The 18848-nt window shown below is 66.2% G+C and carries 21 protein-coding genes; 15 read left to right on the plus strand and 6 right to left on the minus strand.

Annotation, left to right across the window (positions count from 1 at the left end):
- Positions 1-89: 89 nt before the first annotated feature.
- Complete coding sequence (locus tag ACMZ91_RS04180) at positions 90-575, minus strand: Mpo1 family 2-hydroxy fatty acid dioxygenase (protein WP_032127158.1); 486 nt, start codon at positions 573-575, stop codon at positions 90-92.
- A gap of 525 nt (positions 576-1100) precedes the next feature.
- Entirely contained in the window at positions 1101-2027 is a 927-nt protein-coding gene (locus tag ACMZ91_RS04185) for a phosphoribosylaminoimidazolesuccinocarboxamide synthase (RefSeq protein ID WP_032127159.1), read from the minus strand.
- A 144-nt stretch (positions 2028-2171) separates the two neighbouring features.
- Between ACMZ91_RS04185 and ACMZ91_RS04190 the strand changes: the two genes are divergently transcribed.
- From ACMZ91_RS04190 to yegS, 4 genes are all read left to right on the plus strand, one after another.
- Complete coding sequence (locus ACMZ91_RS04190) at positions 2172-2501, plus strand: J domain-containing protein (protein WP_005411327.1); 330 nt, start codon at positions 2172-2174, stop codon at positions 2499-2501.
- Between the two features lie 30 nt (positions 2502-2531).
- Complete coding sequence (gene rpe / locus ACMZ91_RS04195; RefSeq protein WP_032127160.1) at positions 2532-3206, plus strand: ribulose-phosphate 3-epimerase; 675 nt, start codon at positions 2532-2534, stop codon at positions 3204-3206.
- A gap of 59 nt (positions 3207-3265) precedes the next feature.
- Positions 3266-3748: a GNAT family N-acetyltransferase gene (locus ACMZ91_RS04200; protein WP_032127161.1), complete on the plus strand. Its 483-nt coding sequence runs from the start codon at positions 3266-3268 to the stop codon at positions 3746-3748.
- Positions 3749-4070: 322 nt separating this feature from the next.
- Positions 4071-5006: a lipid kinase YegS gene (gene yegS / locus ACMZ91_RS04205; RefSeq protein WP_134950637.1), complete on the plus strand. Its 936-nt coding sequence runs from the start codon at positions 4071-4073 to the stop codon at positions 5004-5006.
- Positions 5007-5021: 15 nt separating this feature from the next.
- Here the strand turns inward: yegS and ACMZ91_RS04210 are convergent, their stop codons facing one another.
- Positions 5022-5885, minus strand: a complete 864-nt coding sequence (locus ACMZ91_RS04210) for an ankyrin repeat domain-containing protein (RefSeq protein WP_230080636.1) — start codon at positions 5883-5885, stop codon at positions 5022-5024.
- Between the two features lie 105 nt (positions 5886-5990).
- On the opposite strand from ACMZ91_RS04210, the gene ACMZ91_RS04215 reads away from it, so the two are divergent.
- The 7 genes from ACMZ91_RS04215 (at position 5991) to ACMZ91_RS04245 (ending at position 14069) form a co-directional block, all read left to right on the plus strand.
- Positions 5991-8348, plus strand: a complete 2358-nt coding sequence (locus tag ACMZ91_RS04215; protein ID WP_134950636.1) for a Tle-like phospholipase domain-containing protein — start codon at positions 5991-5993, stop codon at positions 8346-8348.
- A gap of 178 nt (positions 8349-8526) precedes the next feature.
- Positions 8527-10002 (plus strand): anthranilate synthase component I, encoded by a 1476-nt coding sequence (trpE, locus tag ACMZ91_RS04220; RefSeq protein ID WP_495497656.1) that lies wholly within the window; start codon positions 8527-8529, stop codon positions 10000-10002.
- A gap of 67 nt (positions 10003-10069) precedes the next feature.
- On the plus strand, positions 10070-10849 hold the full coding sequence (locus tag ACMZ91_RS04225) for an SIMPL domain-containing protein (RefSeq protein ID WP_049461246.1): 780 nt from the start codon (positions 10070-10072) through the stop codon (positions 10847-10849).
- 2 nt (positions 10850-10851) lie between these two features.
- Positions 10852-11439: an anthranilate synthase component II gene (locus tag ACMZ91_RS04230; RefSeq protein ID WP_049424046.1), complete on the plus strand. Its 588-nt coding sequence runs from the start codon at positions 10852-10854 to the stop codon at positions 11437-11439.
- 16 nt (positions 11440-11455) lie between these two features.
- The gene (trpD, locus tag ACMZ91_RS04235; protein WP_134950634.1) at positions 11456-12487 is read left to right on the plus strand and encodes an anthranilate phosphoribosyltransferase; all 1032 of its coding nucleotides are present in this window, start codon (positions 11456-11458) and stop codon (positions 12485-12487) included.
- Positions 12488-12561: 74 nt separating this feature from the next.
- On the plus strand, positions 12562-13356 hold the full coding sequence (gene trpC, locus ACMZ91_RS04240) for an indole-3-glycerol phosphate synthase TrpC (RefSeq protein ID WP_049401666.1): 795 nt from the start codon (positions 12562-12564) through the stop codon (positions 13354-13356).
- A complete protein-coding gene (locus ACMZ91_RS04245; protein ID WP_032127168.1) occupies positions 13353-14069 on the plus strand; it encodes a haloacid dehalogenase-like hydrolase in 717 nt (238 codons plus the stop codon). Before trpC ends, ACMZ91_RS04245 begins: the two co-directional genes overlap by 4 nt.
- A 65-nt stretch (positions 14070-14134) precedes the next feature.
- Here the strand turns inward: ACMZ91_RS04245 and ACMZ91_RS04250 are convergent, their stop codons facing one another.
- Positions 14135-14896 carry a sulfite exporter TauE/SafE family protein gene (locus tag ACMZ91_RS04250; protein ID WP_014038735.1) on the minus strand — a complete coding sequence of 254 codons (762 nt, stop codon included), beginning with the start codon at positions 14894-14896 and terminating at the stop codon, positions 14135-14137.
- 62 nt (positions 14897-14958) lie between these two features.
- On the minus strand, positions 14959-15648 hold the full coding sequence (crp, locus tag ACMZ91_RS04255) for a cAMP-activated global transcriptional regulator CRP (RefSeq protein ID WP_010482649.1): 690 nt from the start codon (positions 15646-15648) through the stop codon (positions 14959-14961).
- Between the two features lie 149 nt (positions 15649-15797).
- On the opposite strand from crp, the gene speD reads away from it, so the two are divergent.
- Complete coding sequence (gene speD, locus ACMZ91_RS04260) at positions 15798-16592, plus strand: adenosylmethionine decarboxylase (RefSeq protein WP_006473908.1); 795 nt, start codon at positions 15798-15800, stop codon at positions 16590-16592.
- 168 nt (positions 16593-16760) lie between these two features.
- On the plus strand, positions 16761-17081 hold the full coding sequence (locus tag ACMZ91_RS04265) for a DMT family transporter (RefSeq protein WP_005411314.1): 321 nt from the start codon (positions 16761-16763) through the stop codon (positions 17079-17081).
- A 37-nt stretch (positions 17082-17118) separates the two neighbouring features.
- On the opposite strand, the gene coq7 is transcribed toward ACMZ91_RS04265, so the two are convergent.
- On the minus strand, positions 17119-17763 hold the full coding sequence (gene coq7, locus ACMZ91_RS04270) for a 2-polyprenyl-3-methyl-6-methoxy-1,4-benzoquinone monooxygenase (protein ID WP_049401665.1): 645 nt from the start codon (positions 17761-17763) through the stop codon (positions 17119-17121).
- 197 nt (positions 17764-17960) lie between these two features.
- On the opposite strand from coq7, the gene rplM reads away from it, so the two are divergent.
- Entirely contained in the window at positions 17961-18389 is a 429-nt protein-coding gene (gene rplM, locus ACMZ91_RS04275; protein WP_005414692.1) for a 50S ribosomal protein L13, read from the plus strand.
- 2 nt (positions 18390-18391) lie between these two features.
- On the plus strand, positions 18392-18784 hold the full coding sequence (gene rpsI / locus ACMZ91_RS04280; RefSeq protein WP_005411311.1) for a 30S ribosomal protein S9: 393 nt from the start codon (positions 18392-18394) through the stop codon (positions 18782-18784).
- The last annotated feature ends 64 nt before the right edge of the window (positions 18785-18848 follow it).

Here is an 18848-nt window from a genome sequence, read left to right on the forward strand (position 1 = left end):
ACCGGTGCAGGCTGGCAGGGCCGTCGTGGAGTGCGGGTGACGGAATCTGCCCGTTCAGGAAACGAGGGGCAGCGTCGGCCACGGGCAGGTCAGTAGCGCCAGTCGAGCTTGCGGTAGAACTTGGCCATCACCCAGGCCGGGCCGATCAGCAGGTAGGTCAGGTCGGTCAGGAAGCTGGGCTTGCGGCCCTCGAACTTGTGACCGATGAACTGCGCGATCCAGGCCACCACGAATACACCCACCGCCAGCCAGAACAGGTTGTGCAGGCCGATCTCGGCCTCCAGCAGCCTGCACAGGCAGCCGAATACGAAGAACTGGATGAGCATGCCGATGCCCAGCGGGCGCGACAGCTTGTTGTAGAAGCACCAGGCGCTGAACATCGCGAACGCCGACCAGATGCCGTACTGGAACCAGGTGATCAGCGGCGGCAGGCACCACAGCAGGGCCACCACCGACCACAGGATCGCCGGCACCGCCACCACGTGGATGCGCTGGTTGATCAGATTGCGGTGGTCGTCGGAGTAGCTGGCGAAATAGCGGTCGATCGGCCGCGCAAGCTCGGTGGATGTCTGCATGCTGCGTTGCTTCCTCGGACAACGGTGGTGCCGGCCGCTGGCCGGCAATCCAGAGCATAGCCGAGTTCGCGAGGCTGCCGGCCAGCGGCCGGCACTACCCCAGGCAACCGGCAGTAGAGCCAGGCCATGCCTGGCTGCAGGTTCGCGAGGCTGCCGGCCAGCGGCCGGCACTACCCCAGGCAACCGGCAGTAGAGCCAGGCCATGCCTGGCTGCAGGTTCGCGAGGTTGCCGGCCAGCGGCCGGCACTACCCTCAGGCAACCGGCAGTAGAGCCAGGCCATGCCTGGCTGCAGGCTTGCGAGGTTGCCGGCCAGCGGCCGGCACTACCCCAGGCAACCGGCAGTAGAGCCAGGCCATGCCTGGCTGCAGGTTCGCGAGGTTGCCGGCCAGCGGCCGGCACTACCCCCAGGCAACCGGCAGTAGAGCCAGGCCATGCCTGGCTGCAGGTTCGCGAGGTTGCCGGCCAGCGGCCGGCAGTACCGCATTCAGAACGCCCCCAGCCAGACCGGCGTGGGGCGCAGGGCATCAGTCGACGCTGATCCCGGCCAGGCGCTGCAGCGCCTCGGCGTACTTGGCGCGGGTGCGCTCGATGATCTCGGCCGGGATGGTCGGGCCCGGGGCGGTCTTGCCCCAGTCCAGCGTCTCCAGGTAATCGCGCACGAACTGCTTGTCGTAGCTCGGCGGGCTGGTGCCCACTTCGTACTCGTCGGCCGGCCAGTAACGCGAGGAATCCGGCGTCAGCATCTCGTCCATGATGTACAGGCGGCCATCGGCGTCGGTACCGAACTCGAACTTGGTATCGGCCAGGATGATGCCGCGCTCGCGGGCGTATTCGGCGGCGAACTTGTAGATGCGCAGGGTGGCATCGCGCACGCGCTCGGCCATCTCGGCACCGACCTGCTTCACCATCGCATCGAAATCGATGTTCTCGTCATGGTCGCCCACGGCGGCCTTGGTCGAGGGGGTGAAGATCGGCTCGGGCAGCTGCTCGGCCTGGCGCAGGCCGTCGGGCAGGTCGATGCCGCTGACCTTGCCGGTGCGCTGGTAGTCCTTCCAGCCGCTGCCGATCAGGTAGCCGCGGGCGATCGCTTCCACCGGCACCGGCTTCAGCTTGCGGGTGACCACCGCGCGCTTGGCGTACAGGGCCGGGTCCACGCCTTCGGGCAGCACGCTGGCCACGTCGATGCCGGTCAGGTGGTTGGGCATCAGGTGCGCGGTCTTGGCGAACCAGAAGTTGGAGACCTGGCAGAGCATCTCGCCCTTGCCCGGGATCGGGTCGGGCAGGACCACGTCGAACGCCGACAGGCGATCGGTGGCCACCATCAGCAGGTAGTCGCCCGGCGGGGTCCCTGCTGGCAGCCGCTCGCGCGGGATATCGAACACATCACGCACCTTGCCGCGATGGCGCAAGGGCAGGCCGGGGAGATCGGATTGCAACAGCGTGGTTGGCACGGGCACTCCTGGGGCGTTGTCGATACGGCTGCTGCCCAACGGACCCGGCGGGCCCGCTGACCAGCGGGCGGCCTAGTGTAAAGCCGTCCGGGCCCGCTGTGACGTAAAATGAGCGTCCATTTCGTCGGTCGACCCCGGAGCGCCATGCGCTGGTACGGAAAACTGCTCGGATTCATCGCCGGCGCCCTGCTGTTCCGGCCCAATCCGCTGTTTGGCGCGGTGGTCGGCCTGTTGATCGGCCATGCCTTCGATTCGGACTGGTTCCGCCTGAACAAGGAAAACCCGTACCGGGAGCTGGGGCTGACCTCCGAGGCCACCGATGCCGAGGTCGAGCGCGCCTACCGCAAGCTGATTTCCCAGTACCACCCCGACAAGCTCGGCGGCGCGGCCCCCGAGCTGCAGCAGCAGGCCGAGCAGAAGTCGCGGCGGATCAACGCCGCCTACGACCGCATCAAGACCCTGCGCAAGCGCTGACCCTCTTTCCTACCGTTGCAAGGCCCGGCCATGTCCAACTGCCTCATCGCCCCCTCCATCCTGTCCGCCAACTTCGCCCGCCTCGGCGAGGAAGTCGACAACGTCCTCGCCGCCGGCGCGGACTGGGTCCACTTCGACGTGATGGACAACCACTACGTGCCGAACCTGACCATCGGCCCGATGGTCTGCCAGGCGCTGCGCAAGCACGGCGTGACCGCGCCGATCGACGTGCACCTGATGGTCGAGCCGGTGGACCGCATCATCCCGGACTTTGCCGAAGCCGGTGCCACCTACATCAGCTTCCACCCGGAAGCGAGCCGCCACGTGCACCGCACCATCCAGCTGATCCGCTCGCTGGGCTGCAAGCCGGGCATCGTGCTCAATCCGGCCACCCCGGTGGACATCCTCGACTGGGTACTGGACGACCTGGATCTGGTGCTGCTGATGTCGGTCAACCCGGGCTTCGGCGGCCAGGCCTTCATTCCCTCGGCGCTGGACAAGCTGCGCGTGGTGCGCAAGATGATCGATGCCAGCGGCAAGGACATCCGCCTGGAGATCGACGGCGGCGTGAAGGCCGACAACATCGGCGAGATCGCTGCGGCCGGTGCCGACACCTTCGTCGCCGGTTCGGCCATCTTCAACGCCAAGACCAGCTACCAGGACGTGATCGCGCAGATGCGCGCGAACGTCGCTGCGGCACGCTGACAAAAAAGGGACGGAGGGGATTAAGCTCGCCTGATTCCCTCCGTCTCCCTTTTCCGCCCATGGCTCTGTTGAACATCCGTCCGGCCACTGTGGCCGATGCCGGCCTGATCCTGCATTTCATCCGCGAACTGGCCATCTACGAGAAGGCCGAGCATTCGGTGCAGACCGATGAGATCGGCATCGCCGAAAGCCTGTTCGGCGCCGACGCAACGGCCCGCGCGCTGATCTGCGAAGCCGACGGCGAGCCCATTGGTTACGCCGTGTATTTCTACAACTACTCCACCTGGCTGGGCCGCAAGGGCATCTACCTGGAAGACCTGTATGTCAGCCAGGAAAAGCGCGGCGCAGGCGCCGGCAAGGCGCTGCTGAAGTACATCGCACGCCAGGCCGTGGCCGAGGGTTGCGGTCGTTTCGAATGGTCGGTGCTGGACTGGAATACCCCGGCCATCGAGTTCTACACCGCCGCTGGCGCCACGCCGCAGGACGAGTGGACCGTGTACCGGCTGCAGGGCCAGGCATTGCACGATTTCGCCAACGGTTGAGGCGAAGTGCATCCACGCATGGCGTGGATCTACCCACCCGGTGTGCGCGAACCGCAACCCGGTGGGTGCGAACCGCAGCCTGGTGGGTGCGAACCGCAACCCGGTGGGTGCGAACCTTGGTTCGCACTCCCTACGCACCAAAAAAAAGCCACGCCAATCACTGGCGTGGCCTCGCTGCATGCGTGGGAGGCTGATCCTGCCTCCATCCGTCGTCCCTGCTATGGCCTTCCATTCTCCAGCAGCTGAATGACACCTGCGTGACATTCACTGCGGACAAACGGCGCATTGCTAGCCTGTGCCACCCCCGTCCTGGAAGCACCGCATGACCACCCCGCGCTGGCGCCTGATCCTCAACGGAAAATCCGCAGGCAATGACGAGCTGCGCGACGCGGTCGGTCATTGGCGTGGGCAGGGCGTGCAGCTGGAAGTGCGTGTGACCTGGGAAGACGGTGACGCCGAACGCTACGTGGCCGAGGCGATCGATCATGGCGTGGACGTGATCGTGGCCGCCGGTGGCGACGGCACGCTCAGCGCGGTGGCCGAGACACTGGCGCATCGTGAGGAGCCGGCAGATGCGTTGCCCTCGCTGGCGCTGATCCCGATGGGGACCGCCAACGACTTCGCGACTGCGGCCGGCATCCCGACCGAGCCGAAGGCGGCCTTGGCCTTGATCGGGCAGGCCACGCCGCATGCCATCGATCTGCTGCGCGTGGACGCCGATGGCACGCAATGGTGGTGCGCCAACCTCGCCAGCGGTGGCTTCGGCACGCAGGTGACGGTGGAGACCGATGCCGGCCTGAAGAAGATGCTGGGCGGGCTGGCCTACGTGATCACCGGCATTGCCAAGCTGGGGCGGATCGAGCCGATCCATGCGCGCCTGTCGGGCCCGGATTTCGCGTGGGAAGGCGACTTCATCGCGCTCGGCATCGGCAATGGCCGCCAGGCCGGTGGTGGCCAGCAATTGTGCCCGCAGGCGCTGATCGATGATGGGCAGCTGGACGTGACGGTGCTTCCGGAGCTGGAAGGTGAAGTCACCGCCACGCTTGGCCAGATGCTGAAGTCCGGCACCCAGGCCGCGCTGGAACAACTGGCGACGCGCGCGCGCCTGTCGTGGCTGCAGGTGGAATCCGAGCGTCCGTTGACGCTCAACCTGGACGGCGAACCGGTACAGGCGCGCCAGTTCCGCATCGCGTGCGTGCCGGGCAGGGTGCGGATGCACCTGCCCGTGGGCTGTGCCCTGTTGTCCGAGCCGCGCTGAGCCGGACCGGAAGTCCTACAACGGGGGGATGTCCTGCTCCTTCGCCGGGAACCCGAATGCTTCACGCTTCTCGCGGATGTACTGCGGCAGCGGCGGCCGGGCAATGCCGTGATCGATCAGCCACTGCTGGCACTTCTTCTGCCAGGGCAGCAGGTCCGGTGTGGTGATTTCCCAGTAGATGGCTTCGACCATGGCCATCCGATCGGGCGCGCCCGGTTGCGCCGATGACGGCGATGCAATCGTGGGGTCCGCACCATGCTCAAGCAGCCAGTAAGCCTGCTCGAAGCCGCCACGGCCGGTGTACCAGCTGAGAACGGTATCGGCCTGGCCGATGTTGGATTCGTTGACGTGCGCGCCTCGCTCCACCAGCAGCTGGATGTTCTTCCACAGGTTGCCGGAAATGAAAGCCTGGAACAGCAGCGTTTCGGTGTTGGAGGTGCGCGTGTCCGGGTCGCCGCCATGATCCAGCAGCAGGGCCAGGTAGCGCGGATCGTCCATCTTCGCGGCATAGACCATGGCGTTGTTGTGGCGGAACGTCTCGCCGTCCAGCGTTTCAATACGCCGTGCATTCGGGTCGGCGCCGTTGTCGAGCATCGCGCGCAGGCCTTCCAGGTTCTGTGCGCGCAACGGCCACGCGATGAGCGGAATGCCATCCTGCTTCGAGAACTCCTTGTCGGGGTTCACGCCTTCGGTCTTGATCAGGCGCGTGATCGTCGCTGCATCACCCTGTTCGGCGGCGATGGCCAGTTCAAGTGCCTTGCCCTCGAAATAGCGCTCCGCGCCATGTGAAGACGTGCGCGCGCAGGCGCTCAGCAGCATCAGCAGCATCAGCGCCAGGCAGGAAAATGGCGTAAAGGAACTGTGAGGGTGACGGTGCATGTGATCCCTTGACATGGACGCGTTCGGGGGATGATAGCGTTGGCTGTGGTCATTCCAGCAGGTCCTGGATGACCGTGTCTTCACTGATGAGCAATGGAGTCTGCCATGAGCGGTCACGATCCCGAGCAGCAGGAACGCCTGTTGCAGGCCCGCGCCAAGAGCGTCCAGGCGCAGCAGCACCTGGTCGAGCAACTGCAGGGAGGTGGACATGCCACCGAGGCGGCGCGCTTGCGCGAGACCTATCACGCCCGCGAGCTGGGTTCGCTTGCTGGTGATGTGTATGCCTCGGCAAAGGGCAAAGGTGAGCCGCCGGTCGGGTGGACGCGCGCCAGTGCCGTGACCGACCCGGACACGCTCAAAGCGGCGGGCATCAGCCTGGGAGCGGCCGACCTGAAGAAGCTGATGCGGCCGAACGACTCGGGTTTTCGCGCAGAGATCTACATTCCGGACAAAAGGGTGTTCGGTGATGACGCCAAGCCTGTGCTGGTGTTCAAGGGCTCAACGGGCGAAATCATCGATCCCCGGGCGAAAGGCGGGCGGCGTGAATCCGGAGGCGAGGATTTCCTCAACAATGGACGCCAGGGCGTAGGCATGCAGAGTGACTACTACGATCGGGCCATGGCACTGGCGAGTCGCTTGAAGACCTCTGGTACCCAGTTTGAACTCGCCGGTCATTCGCTTGGCGGCGGCATGGCCTCTGCCGCTTCGGCGGTTACCGGTGTACGTGCGACCACCTTCAATTCGGCCGGGCTGCATCCGGCCACCGCCGATCGCTACGCGAAATCCCACGGATTGCCGGTGTTCAACACGCGCGACACGGTGCACACCTACCAGACGTCGGGTGAAGTGCTCAACGATGTGCAGAATGGATTGAAGCGGCTCAACGAGCATCACCGGCAGGGCTTTGGCCTGTTGGCCAGCGAGACCAGCCAGCTGCTGCGTCAGCCCGGCGTGCAGCAGATGGTTACCCGCAAGCTGCAGGAGATGATGCCGGCGGGTGCGCAGACGGCCACGGCCCAGCTGGTTGACCAGCTGGCGTCGAAATCCGGGGCAGAGGCATTGCGCAATGTTCCGGTGGCCGCGGGCAGGATGGAACTGTTGCTGGACGCCAAGACCGAAGTGAACGGAAAGGTGGTGGATCGCCGTCATCGAGAAGCGCCAAGCCAGCTTGCCGAATACGGTGGCCCGCTGGCCGAGGTGCTGATCGCAGGTGCGCGCGGCATGCGTGCCGGACGGGTTGCCGGTGAACATGTCGAGCAGGTCGGCGCGCTGGCGGGCCGGGGCATGAGCTTGTCCGGCGTGGCCGTCGAGCGTGCGTCGACCCTGCAGGGAAATGCGATCGGCACCGTGGTCGACTACGGTGGCAAGAGCATGCGGGTGGGCATCGAAGGCGGTGCGACGGTCATTGCCAAGGGTCGCGAGCTGCAGGGTCTGGTCGAATCGGTCAGCCACCGCGTGCAGGCCAAGGGCAGTTACGGCTGGAACATCGGGGCCAGCGTGCTGGGTGCGCTCGGTGCCGACGACATGGCCAGACAGATGCGTGAGCACGGTGATGCGGCGCGCAATCAACACGAAACCAAGGCCCGTGAAGCCACCCGTGAAGCGGCGGCGGATGCCGGCCGCATCCGTGCCGGCGGCCATCATCTGGGCGGCCAGCTGCAGCAGGGCGTGCATGGCGTGGCCAATGGGCTGCGCAACGGCTATGCCGTGTACGGCGCGACTTTCCACATGGGCATGAACTGGAGCAGCCATCAGATCACCGGGCTGACCTCGCAGGCGCCGGCCGTGCTGGCCGGCACCGTCGGGCTGGGCGCGATGGCCAACAAGGGCATTGCCACGCACCTGCCCACGCCGGCACTGCCGCAGAACCTGGTCAACCTGGCCAAGACGTCGTGGGTGATCGGGCGCGGCAGTGCCACCATGGGGGAGTCGGTGGACCGGCATGGCATGAGCGAGACGATGAACCCCAGTCTCGACGCGGCAATCGCGAGCCAGGAGGCGGCCGCGCGCAAGCTGCTTGGGCGGCCGCATGCGCAGCTGCAGGAGGGGGGCGCGAAGATGCCCGCGCTGAACGATCCGGGGCACATCGATTTCCATCTGTTCAAGGGCGCGCAGACCGGCGTGCACGGCCTCGATGTGGCACATGGCCGCATCCCGAACCTGCAGAGCGATCAGCTGGCCGGGGCGTTGGCTGCGCAGGCCAAGCGCGAAGGGTTGCAGGCCATCTCCCATGTGCTGCTCAGTGACGACCGCACGCGGGCATTCGCGATCGACACCCCGGATCTGCAGGCGGCCCACCGCCGACATGCGCATGTGGACGTGGCGGCCGGCATGGCCCAGCCGCTGGCCGTGAGTACGGCGCAGGTTGACGCCCTGAACACCGGTCGCGAACAGGCGACGGCAGCCGGACTGGCCCAGCAACAGGGGCTGGAGGCCCAGGAGAACGCCCGGCGGATGGGCTAATGGCCGAATGAACCGCGACGCCGCGACGGGGTTCCCCTCCCGCCCCGGCTGCGATACAGTCAAGGGGTGTCCAGCCTGACGACCCCGCATACCCTTTCTTCCGCACGCCGTTGGTGGCGATGGTGGCCCGTTGCCGTCGTCCGCCCCCATAACGCTGTGTCCCGGAAGGAAAGTCGTCTTGAACTCGCACGCTCAGTTTCAGCTGCAGGCCGCTGAAGGCCACACCCATATTCCCGTCGTCCGTGAAGTGCTGTCCGACCTGGACACGCCGCTTTCGGTCTATCTGAAGCTCGCCGACGGCCCCAATACCTACCTGTTTGAATCCGTCGAAGGCGGCGAGCGCTTTGGTCGTTACTCGATCATCGGCCTGCCGGCGCGCCGCGTGTATGCCTTCCATGGCCACACGCTGACCGTGCGCGAAGACGGCCAGGTGGTGGACACCCGCGAGGTGGCCGACCCGTTCGCCGAAGTCGAGGCGCGCCCCCCCCCCCACTCGGTGCCCAAGCTGGAAGGCCTGCCGGGCTTCACCGGCGGCCTGGTCGGCTGGTTCGGTTTCGAGTGCATCGGCTACATCGAACCGCGCCTGGCTCCGCCGGCAGGCCGCGACGAGCTGGGCACGCCGGACATCCTGCTGCTGGACTCCAACGAGCTGGCGGTGTTCGACAACCTCAAGGGCCGGCTGTACCTGATCGTGCATGCCGACCCGCGTGTCGAGGGTGCGTTCGAGCAGGCCCAGGCACGCCTGGATGCGTTGACCGCCAAGCTGCGCGCACCGGGGGCCGGCTATCCCGCACCGCTCAACAGCGACGTGCTGGACGAGTCCGATTTCGTCTCCGGGTTCACCCGCGAAGGCTTCGTCGATGCGGTCCAGCGCAGCAAGGAATACATCCGTGCCGGCGACATCTTCCAGGTGGTGCTGAGCCAGCGCCTGAGCGTGCCGTTCAAAGCGCGCCCGGTGGATGTGTACCGTGCGCTGCGTGCACTGAACCCGTCGCCCTACATGTATTTCCTTGATGTCGGCGACCTGCAGGTGGTCGGTTCCTCGCCGGAAATCCTGGTGCGTTTGCAGGATGGCGAAGTGACGGTGCGTCCGATCGCTGGCACCCGGCCGCGCGGTGCCACTGTCGAACAGGACCTGGCGCTGGAAGCCGAGCTGCTGGCCGATCCGAAGGAGCGCGCCGAGCACCTGATGCTGATCGACCTCGGCCGCAACGATGCTGGTCGCGTGTCCAAGGCCGGCACCGTGGAAGTGGGCGAGCAGTTCGTGATCGAGCGCTACAGCCACGTCATGCACATCGTCAGCGAAGTGACCGGGCAGCTGCAGCCGGGCCTGAGCTATGCCGACGTGCTGCGTGCCACCTTCCCGGCCGGTACGGTCAGCGGTGCGCCGAAGATCCGCGCGCTGGAAGTGATCCGCGAGCTGGAACCGATCAAGCGTAATGTCTACGCCGGCAGCATCGGCTACATCGGCTGGCACGGCGATGCCGATACCGCGATCGCGATCCGCACCGCCGTGATCAAGGACGGCCGCCTGTATGTGCAGGCCGGCGCCGGCATCGTCTACGACTCGGACCCGGACAAGGAATGGGACGAGACGATGAACAAGGGCCGCGCGCTGTTCCGCGCCGTCGCCCAGGCCGCCAAGGGCCTGTAAGCCTGCCTCACCACGGTCGCTGCGCCGTGGTCGTTCCGCCGTTCCCGTTCAAGACAAGGAGTACCGCATGAAGCTGCTGAGCGCATTGCTGTGGTCGTCACTGCTGGCCACGATGGCCCCGTCTGCGTGGGCGCAGGCCAATACCATTCCCTCGCAGCCGCACCTGCTGGTGAAGGGCGAGGCGCGCCGCGAGGTGATGCCGGACCGGTTCGGCCTGCAGTTGAACATCGAAGAGACCGACATGGATGCCGACGCCGCGCGCCGCCGCGTGCAGGACAACGTCGCGCGCGTGCTGGCGCTGTTCAAGCAGCACAAGGCGGTGGAGGGCAGCGTGCGTGCGGACAATCTGCGGATCGGCCCGGCCACGCGCTATGAGCAGAACCGGCAGGTCTTCGTCGGCACCCGCGTGTCGCGCCAGCTGCGTGCCAGCTTCGCCAGCGTGAAGGCGATGCAGGACGTGCTGGGTGCACTGAAGGCCAACGAGAACCTGCAGGTCAGCAGCGTGGCCCCGACCTACTCGGGCGAAGTGGCGCTGCGGCGCGAACTCAAGGGTGAGGCCGCCGCGTCGACGCGCCAATCCGCGCAGGGCCTTGCCAATGCCTACGGCACGAAGCTGCGCGGGCTGTACAGCATCTCCGATGTGGCGCCGAACTTCGCCTATGGCGTGCAGGCGGGCAATTGGCCCAGAAGCGACGACATGGTGACACCGCCATCGCCGCCGTCACCTGCGGCGCAGATGGACATGATCGAGACCACTGGCTCACGCCTGCGCGAATCCATCGAAGCCGGCCCCATCACCTACACCGAAAACGTGTACGCCATTTTCCTGATAAGCGACGGAACCTGACCATGTTGTGGATGATCGACAACTACGACAGCTTCACCTACAACCTCGTGCAGTACCTGCAGACGCTGGGCGCCGAGGTCAAGGTGGTGCGCAACGATGCGATGAGCGTGGACGAGATCGCCGCGCAGAAGCCTGAGCGCATCGTCATCTCGCCCGGCCCGTGCACGCCCAACGAAGCGGGCGTGTCGCTGGAACTCATCCAGCGCCTGGGCCCGACCACGCCGATCCTCGGCGTGTGCCTGGGCCACCAGGGCATCGGCCAGGTCTACGGCGGTACGGTCATCCGCGCCGGCAACATCATGCATGGCAAGACCTCGCCCATCCGCCATCAAGGCAAGGGCGTGTTCGCCGGCCTGCCGGACCGTTACCAGGCCACCCGCTACCACTCGCTGGTGGTGGACAAGAACAGCCTGCCCGATGTGCTGGAAGTGACCGCCTGGACCGAGAACGACGACGGCTCGATCGAAGAGATCATGGGCCTGCGCCACCGCCAGTTCCCGGTGGAAGGCGTGCAGTTCCATCCCGAATCCATCCTCACCGAACATGGCCACGCCCTGCTGCGCAATTTCCTGCAGCGTCCGGCGGCCTGATCCAAGGAGCATTCCCATGAGCTTCTCCCCCCAGGAAGCCCTGCAACGCACCATCGAACACCGCGAAATCTTCTTCGACGAAATGGTCGACCTGATGCGGCAGATCATGCGCGGCGACGTGTCGCCGATGATGACCGCCGCCATCCTCACCGGCCTGCGCGTGAAGAAGGAAACCATCGACGAGATTGCCGCGGCGGCCACGGTGATGCGCGAATTCGCGCTGGCGGTGCCGGTGGCCGACAGCACCCACCTGGTCGACATCGTCGGCACCGGCGGCGATGGCTCGCACACCTTCAACATCTCTACCTGCGCGATGTTCGTCGCCGCTGCGGCCGGTGCGCGCGTGGCCAAACATGGCAACCGCAGCGTGTCGTCCAAGTCCGGCAGCGCCGATGCAGTCGAAGCACTGGGTGCGGCCATCGAGCTGCAGCCGGCGCAGGTCGCCGCGGCCATCGAACAGACCGGCATCGGTTTCATGTTCGCGCCGATCCATCACCCGTCGATGAAGGTCGTCGCGCCGGTCCGCCGCGAGATGGGTGTGCGTACCATCTTCAACATCCTTGGCCCGCTGACCAACCCGGCCAGCGCACCGTCGGTGCTGATGGGCGTGTTTCACCCGGATTTAGTGGGTATCCAGGCACGCGTGCTGCGCGAGCTGGGCACCGAGCGCGCCATGGTGGTCTGGGGCCGCGACAACATGGACGAGATCTCGCTGGGCGCCGGTACCCTGGTGGGCGAGCTGCGCGACGGCAAGGTACGCGAGTACGAGATCCACCCGGAAGACTTCGGCATCGCCATGTCGGCCAGCCGCAACCTGCGCGTGGATGGCCCGGAGCAGTCCATTGCCATGCTGCGTGCGGTGCTGGACAACACCCCCGGCCCGGCGCTGGACATCGTGGCCCTGAACGCAGGCGCCGCGCTGTACGTGGCCGGCGTGGCCAGCGACATCGGCGACGGCCTGGCCCGCGCCCGTGCCGCCATCGCCAACGGCAGCGCCCGCCAGCGCCTGCAGCAGTATGTAGAGACCACCCGCGCGCTGGTTGCCTGAGCGCGCGGTTCAGCCTGACCCTCTTGATGGCCGATAATGGCCGTCCTCACCGCCCCCGCACCGAATCGAAGACGATGAGCGACATCCTGCAGACGATCCTGGCCCGCAAGGCCGAAGAAGTGGCCCAGCGCCGTGCCCAGCGTCCCCTCGAGGACCTGCAGGCCGCCGTGGCCAGCGCCCCGCCGGTACGTGGCTTCGTGCGCGCGCTGCAGGCGGCGGTGGCCAACGGCGACCCGGCGGTGATCGCCGAGGTGAAGAAGGCCAGCCCGTCCAAGGGCGTGATCCGCCCGGATTTCCGCCCGGCCGACATCGCGGTCAGCTATGAGTTCGGCGGCGCCAGCTGCCTGTCGGTGCTGACCGATGTGGACTTCTTCCAGGGTGCCGATGCCTACCTGCAGCAGGCCCGTGAGGCCTGCACGCTGCCGGTGCTGCGCAAGGACTTCGTGATCGACGCCTACCAGGTGTACGAGGCGCGCGTGCTGGGTGCCGACTGCATCCTGCTGATCGTCGCTGCGCTGGACGACACGCAGTTGGCCACGCTGTCCGAACTGGCGATGTCGCTGGGCATGGACGTACTGGTGGAAGTGCACGACATCGACGAGTTGGAGCGTGCGCTGCAGGTACCGGCACCGATGATCGGCATCAACAACCGCAACCTGCGCACCTTCGAGGTGTCGCTGCAGACCACGCTGGACATGCAGAAGGCGGTGCCGCGCGATCGCCTGCTGGTCACCGAGAGCGGCATCCTCGGCCCGCAGGACGTGGCGCTGATGCGCGATGCCGGCATCCACTCGTTCCTGGTGGGCGAGGCCTTCATGCGCGTGGAAGAGCCGGGCGAGGGCCTGCGTCAGCTATTCTTCGCGGCATGAAAACGCACTATCCGACGCCGCGCGACGATGCGCCGCTGGTGGTCTTCGATTTCGACCACACCCTCTACGACGGCGATTCGGGTACTCACCTGTTCGCTTCGCTGATCAAGCGCAACCCGCTGCGCATGCTGGCGGCGCTGCTGGTCACGCCGATCGCCGGGCCGATGGTGGCGCTGCTGCCGACCCGCCGTACCGGCATTTCGGTCTATGTGTGGATCGGCAGCTTCGGCCTGCACCGTGCGCGCGATTTCAACAAGGTCATCGACGCCTATGTGCTGCGCAACGAGGCGCAGATGCGCGCCAAGCTGCTGCCACAGGCGCTGGAGGTGTTCGCAGCGCACCGGGCCAAGGGTGACCGCGTGGTGGTTGCCACGGGCGCGCCACCAGAGCTGGCACGCGCGATCCTGGCCTTCGTCGCCCACCAGGACGTACCGGTGATCGGCACCGAGGTCGGCCCACGGCTGGGTGGCGTCGGCCCGACCCGCCACTGCCACAACGAAGAGAAGATGCGCATGCTGCGCGAGCGCGGCTACGGCGACATCGATATCGCCTACTCCGACAGCACCGCCGACCTGCCGCTGCTGCTGGCCGCCAAGGCGCCGGTGGTGGTGAACCCGAAGCCGGGCAGGGTGGACTTCTTCCGCCGCGTGCTGCCGGCCGGCACCCGCATCCTCAACTGGGGCTGCGTGGACCGCGGCGGCGACAAGGCCTGACCTCGCCGCACGGTGACGGATCTGCCGGCCGCTGGCCGGCAAATGGTCCTGCGCCCGGCGAGCGCTCAGCGCGCCAGATACCCGGTCAGCGCATGCCCGATCTGGAACAGGCTGATGCCCAGCACCAGCACGCCCACGGCCACCAGCACCCAGCGCTCCTTCAGGCGCTTCACCAGCAGTGCGGCCACCGGCGCGGCCATCATGCCGCCGATCAGCAGGCCGGCCACGATCTGCAGGTGATGCAGCCCCATCGACAGCAGGAACGTTGCTGAAACTGTCAGGGTGACCACAAACTCGGCCGCGTTCACCGTGCCGATGGTGGTGCGTGCCTGGCCGCCGCGGGCCAGCAGGGTGGAGGTGGCCACCGGCCCCCAGCCGCCCCCGCCGCTGGCATCCAGGAAGCCGGCCACGAAGCCCAGCACGGGCACCCGCTTGACCTCGCCTTTGGGCATCAGGCGGCCGGCGGCACGTGCCAGGATGATGATGGCCAGCACCAGCAGGTACAGGTAGATGAGCGGGCGGATCACCTCGCCGGGCAGCTGGGTCAGGCCGTAGGCACCCACGGCGCCGCCCACGGCGCCGGGCAGCGCCAGGCGCAGGAACAGGCGCTTATCGACATTGCCGGCGACCAGATGCGACACGCCGGAGGCGCCAGTAGTGAACACCTCGGCGGTGTGGATGGCTGCACTGGCCTGCGCGGGCGGAATGCCCATGGCCAGCATCACCGACGACGACACGAGGCCGAACGCCATGCCCAGCGCGCCGTCCACCAGCTGGGCGCCCAGGCCGATGAGGATGAACCACCAGAATGCGCTGCTCAGTTCCATGCACCGAGCCTAGCGCGTGAAAGAGTGCGGACCAAGGTCCGCACCCACCGGCTGCTCAACGATCAACGGGTGCCGTACAGCACCACGGTCTTGCCGCGGGCGTGCAACAGGCCATCGGTCTGCAGCTTCTTCAGCACGCGGCCGGCCATTTCGCGCGAGCAGCCGACCAGGCGGGCCAGTTCCTGGCGCGAGACGCGCAGCTGGCTGCCCTGCGGATGGCTCATCGCCTCCGGCTCCTGCGCCAGGTCGTGCAGGGTGCGCACGATCCGGTCGGTAACGTCCAGGAATGCCAGGCGGCTGGCCTTGCGGCTGGTGTCGAGCAGGCGCTTGGAGATCTGCTGGCCCAGCGCGTACAGCAGGCGCGGGGCATCGGCCGACAGCGGGCCGAGGAACAGCTGGTGCAGGCGCTCGTAGCTGATTTCGGCCAGCTCGCAGGCGGTACGGGTCCTCAGGATCACCTCGCGGCGGTCCGATTCAACGAACAGGCCCATCTCGCCGACGAATTCGCCGGCACCGAAGTAGCCCAGCACCAGCTCGCGATCGTCATCTTCCTCGGCCATGATCGAAACCGAGCCGCTGATGACGTAATACAGGGTTCCCGCCGGGTCACCGGGTCGGAAGACGTCGGTACGGGTGGGGTATCGCCGCCTGTGGCTGTGCGCCAGGAAACGATCGATTGTGGCGATATCCAGGGCCAGTGGACTGCTAGCTAGGCGCACGGTTGACACGATAGGAGCGCTCCCTCTGCGCATGAACGGATTCACGGGGTCGATAGCGGAGCTTAACCAGCGCAATTGTTAAGGGCAAACAGTGTGCCAGATGTGAGCGCTCTTCACGTTCCCCCCGGGGACAGTTTGCCCCATAATTCCCCCTTTCCCTTCTTACACAGGAATCGACCGCCGTGGTCAAGCCGTTGCCTCGCCTGAGGCTGCAGGGTTTCAACAACCTCACCAAGGCGCTGAGCTTCAACATCTATGACGTGTGTTACGCGCGCACCGAAGAGGAGCGTCAGCGTTACATTGAATACATCGATGAAGAGTACAACGCCGACAGGCTGACTCAAATCTTGACCGATGTCGCCGAGATCATCGGCGCCAACATCCTGAACGTGGCCCGCCAGGACTACGATCCGCAGGGTGCCTCGGTGACCATCCTGATCTCCGAAGAACCGGTGATCGACAAGAAGCAGGCCGGCAAGGAGCTGATCTCCGATGCCGTGGTCGCGCACATGGACAAGTCGCACATCACCGTGCACACCTATCCGGAAACGCACCCGCAGGAAGGTATCGCCACCTTCCGCGCCGACATCGACGTGGCCACCTGCGGCGTCATTTCGCCGTTGAAGGCGTTGAACTACCTGATCGAAAGCCTCGAGTCGGACATCGTGATCATGGACTACCGCGTCCGTGGCTTCACCCGCGATGTGAAGGGCAAGAAGCACTACATCGATCACAAGATCAACTCGATCCAGAACTTCCTGGCCAAGAACATCAAGTCGCGTTACGAGATGTTCGACGTCAACGTCTATCAGGAAAACATCTTCCACACGAAGATGCACCTGAAGGACTTCGACCTGGACCAGTACCTGTTCGAGGAAAAGGCCAAGAACCTGTCGTTCAAGGAACGCATGAAGATCGAAGCGCTGCTCAAGCGCGAGATCGAAGAGCTGTTCCACGGCCGGAACCTGTCCGAGTAAGCCCCATGTGCGATGCCCGCAGGCATCGCCGCCCAGGCGGGACGACCCGCCCCGTGGAACCAGTGCCCCGCACGCGTTACAGTTCCACGGTGATGTACCGACCCACGGCCCGGTGTGAAAACACCGGGCCGTTTCGTTTTTCTCAAAAAAGGTAAGGAGCCCCCACCCATGCCCTGGATCTACCTGCTGCTGGCCGGCCTGTTCGAGATCGGTTTCGCCCTCGGAATGAAGTACTCCGAAGGCTTCAGCAAACCCCTTCCCACCGCTGCCACGGTCGTGTCCGCGCTGATCAGCCTGTACCTGATGAGCCAGGCGATGAAGAGCATCCCGGTCGGTACCGCCTACGCGATCTGGACCGGTATCGGCGCCATGGGCGTGGCGGTGCTGGGCATCTACCTGTTCAACGACAGCGCATCGCCGGCCCGCCTGGCCTGCGTGGGCCTGATCGTGGCCGGTGTGATCGGCCTGAAGCTGGTCTCGCCCAATTAACTGGTAGTGCCGGCCAGCGGCCGGCACTACCTGGCGGTCACAGCCGGTAGGCGATGGTCTTCATGACCTTGGAAGCCAGCGCCATCGCGCCCGGGATCGGGAACGGCAGGCGGCGTGCGCCGGCCTGCTCGGCGTGGTCCGCATGGCGGGCCTCGTCTTCCTTCATCACGGCGATGACCGCGCGGCTGCGCAGGTCGCCGGCCGGCAGGTCGACCAGGTGCTCGTCCAGATGAGCTTCCACCTGGCGCTCGGTCTCGACCACGAAGCCCAGGTTCCAGCCGTCGCCGCGCAGCCCGGCCAGGGTGCCGATGGTGTAGCTGCCGGCGTACCAGAGCGGGTTGAACAGGCTCGGACGGCTGTCCAGTTCGCCCAGGCGGGTGGCGCACCAGGCCAGATGGTCGGTTTCTTCCTGGGCCGCTTCCAGCAGGTGTTCACGCGTGGCCGGGTCGCGGGCCACGGCCGCCTGGCCGAAGTACAGGCCCTGTGCGCAGACCTCGCCGACGTGGTTGATCCGCATCAGGCCGGCCGCGTGGCGGCGTTCGGTGCTGTCCATGCCCGGCTCGTCGGTGTCCGCAGCCGGATAGGGGCGGGCCGCCGGCGGGTTGCCGAACACCGTGTCCAGGGCGCGCTGCGCCTCGGTCAGCAGGTGGTCCAGCGGGGTGATCTGGCGGAGCACGGTCATGGCGGTACACGGTGGGGCGGAAGACCCCGCGATTCTCGCCCGACCCCGTCCCCCTGCCAACCCGGTCAAGGGCCGGCTTGCAACGGGGGGCTGACCTGCGTACAATCCCGCCTCTTACGCTTCACCTTTTCACAACGCGTGGCAGAGTTCCGGCGAGCCTTTCGCCGCAATGAGCCCGACCTAACCTAGAGTTCTTCATGAGCACTTTCACTGCCAAGAACGAGACCGTCCAGCGCGACTGGTACCTCGTCGACGCCGAGGGCAAGACCCTGGGCCGTCTCGCCACCGAGCTGGCCCGCCGTCTGCGTGGCAAGCACAAGCCGGTCTACACCCCGCACGTTGATACCGGCGACTACCTGGTCGTCATCAATGCAGAAAAGATTGCCGTCACCGGCAAGAAGCTGCAGGACAAGATGTATCACCGTTTCACCGGTTACATCGGCAACCTGAAGACTGAATCCCTGGCACAGGCGCTGGAGCGCCACCCGGAGCGCGTGATCGAGATCGCCGTGAAGGGCATGCTGCCGAAGGGCCCGCTGGGTCGCCAGATGTACCGCAAGCTCAAGGTCTACGCCGGCACTGAGCATCCGCACGCCGCACAGCAGCCGCAGGTTCTGGATATCTAATCATGGCTATCACTCAAAACTACGGCACTGGCCGCCGCAAGTCCTCCACCGCTCGCGTGTTCCTGCGCAAGGGTTCGGGCAACATCACCGTCAATGGCCGTCCGCTGGACGAGTTCTTCGGTCGTGAGACCGCGCGCATGATCGTGCGCCAGCCGCTCGAGCTGACCAAGAACACCGAAAGCTTCGACATCCTGGTCACCGCCGCTGGCGGCGGCACCACCGGCCAGGCCGGTGCGATCCGTCTGGGCATCGCCCGTGCTCTGGTCGAGTACGACGAAACCCTGAAGTCCGAGCTGCGCAAGGCTGGCTTCATGACCCGTGACGCCCGTGAAGTCGAGCGTAAGAAGGTCGGTCTGCACAAGGCCCGCCGCGCCACCCAGTTCTCCAAGCGCTGATCTACCGCGCCTGGTTGGGCTCCTTCGGGGGCCCGCTGGTTGGACAAGCAAAAGCCCGGCTTCG

This window comes from Stenotrophomonas sp. FR024, assembly GCF_047500745.2.
GTDB classification, from domain to species: domain Bacteria; phylum Pseudomonadota; class Gammaproteobacteria; order Xanthomonadales; family Xanthomonadaceae; genus Stenotrophomonas; species Stenotrophomonas maltophilia_A.

Bases quoted from the DNA above. Each gene is read 5' to 3' on its own strand.
- ACMZ91_RS04180 (WP_032127158.1), bottom strand. From the start codon at position 575: ATGCAGACATCCACCGAGCTTGCGCGGCCGATCGACCGCTATTTCGCC.
- ACMZ91_RS04190 (WP_005411327.1), top strand. From the start codon at position 2,172: ATGCGCTGGTACGGAAAACTGCTCGGATTCATCGCCGGCGCCCTGCTG.
- rpe (WP_032127160.1), top strand. From the start codon at position 2,532: ATGTCCAACTGCCTCATCGCCCCCTCCATCCTGTCCGCCAACTTCGCC.
- ACMZ91_RS04200 (WP_032127161.1), top strand. From the start codon at position 3,266: ATGGCTCTGTTGAACATCCGTCCGGCCACTGTGGCCGATGCCGGCCTG.
- yegS (WP_134950637.1), top strand. From the start codon at position 4,071: ATGACCACCCCGCGCTGGCGCCTGATCCTCAACGGAAAATCCGCAGGC.
- ACMZ91_RS04210 (WP_230080636.1), bottom strand. From the start codon at position 5,885: ATGCACCGTCACCCTCACAGTTCCTTTACGCCATTTTCCTGCCTGGCG.
- ACMZ91_RS04215 (WP_134950636.1), top strand. From the start codon at position 5,991: ATGAGCGGTCACGATCCCGAGCAGCAGGAACGCCTGTTGCAGGCCCGC.
- ACMZ91_RS04225 (WP_049461246.1), top strand. From the start codon at position 10,070: ATGAAGCTGCTGAGCGCATTGCTGTGGTCGTCACTGCTGGCCACGATG.
- ACMZ91_RS04230 (WP_049424046.1), top strand. From the start codon at position 10,852: ATGTTGTGGATGATCGACAACTACGACAGCTTCACCTACAACCTCGTG.
- trpD (WP_134950634.1), top strand. From the start codon at position 11,456: ATGAGCTTCTCCCCCCAGGAAGCCCTGCAACGCACCATCGAACACCGC.
- trpC (WP_049401666.1), top strand. From the start codon at position 12,562: ATGAGCGACATCCTGCAGACGATCCTGGCCCGCAAGGCCGAAGAAGTG.
- ACMZ91_RS04245 (WP_032127168.1), top strand. From the start codon at position 13,353: ATGAAAACGCACTATCCGACGCCGCGCGACGATGCGCCGCTGGTGGTC.
- ACMZ91_RS04250 (WP_014038735.1), bottom strand. From the start codon at position 14,896: ATGGAACTGAGCAGCGCATTCTGGTGGTTCATCCTCATCGGCCTGGGC.
- crp (WP_010482649.1), bottom strand. From the start codon at position 15,648: ATGCGCAGAGGGAGCGCTCCTATCGTGTCAACCGTGCGCCTAGCTAGC.
- ACMZ91_RS04265 (WP_005411314.1), top strand. From the start codon at position 16,761: ATGCCCTGGATCTACCTGCTGCTGGCCGGCCTGTTCGAGATCGGTTTC.
- coq7 (WP_049401665.1), bottom strand. From the start codon at position 17,763: ATGACCGTGCTCCGCCAGATCACCCCGCTGGACCACCTGCTGACCGAG.
- rplM (WP_005414692.1), top strand. From the start codon at position 17,961: ATGAGCACTTTCACTGCCAAGAACGAGACCGTCCAGCGCGACTGGTAC.
- rpsI (WP_005411311.1), top strand. From the start codon at position 18,392: ATGGCTATCACTCAAAACTACGGCACTGGCCGCCGCAAGTCCTCCACC.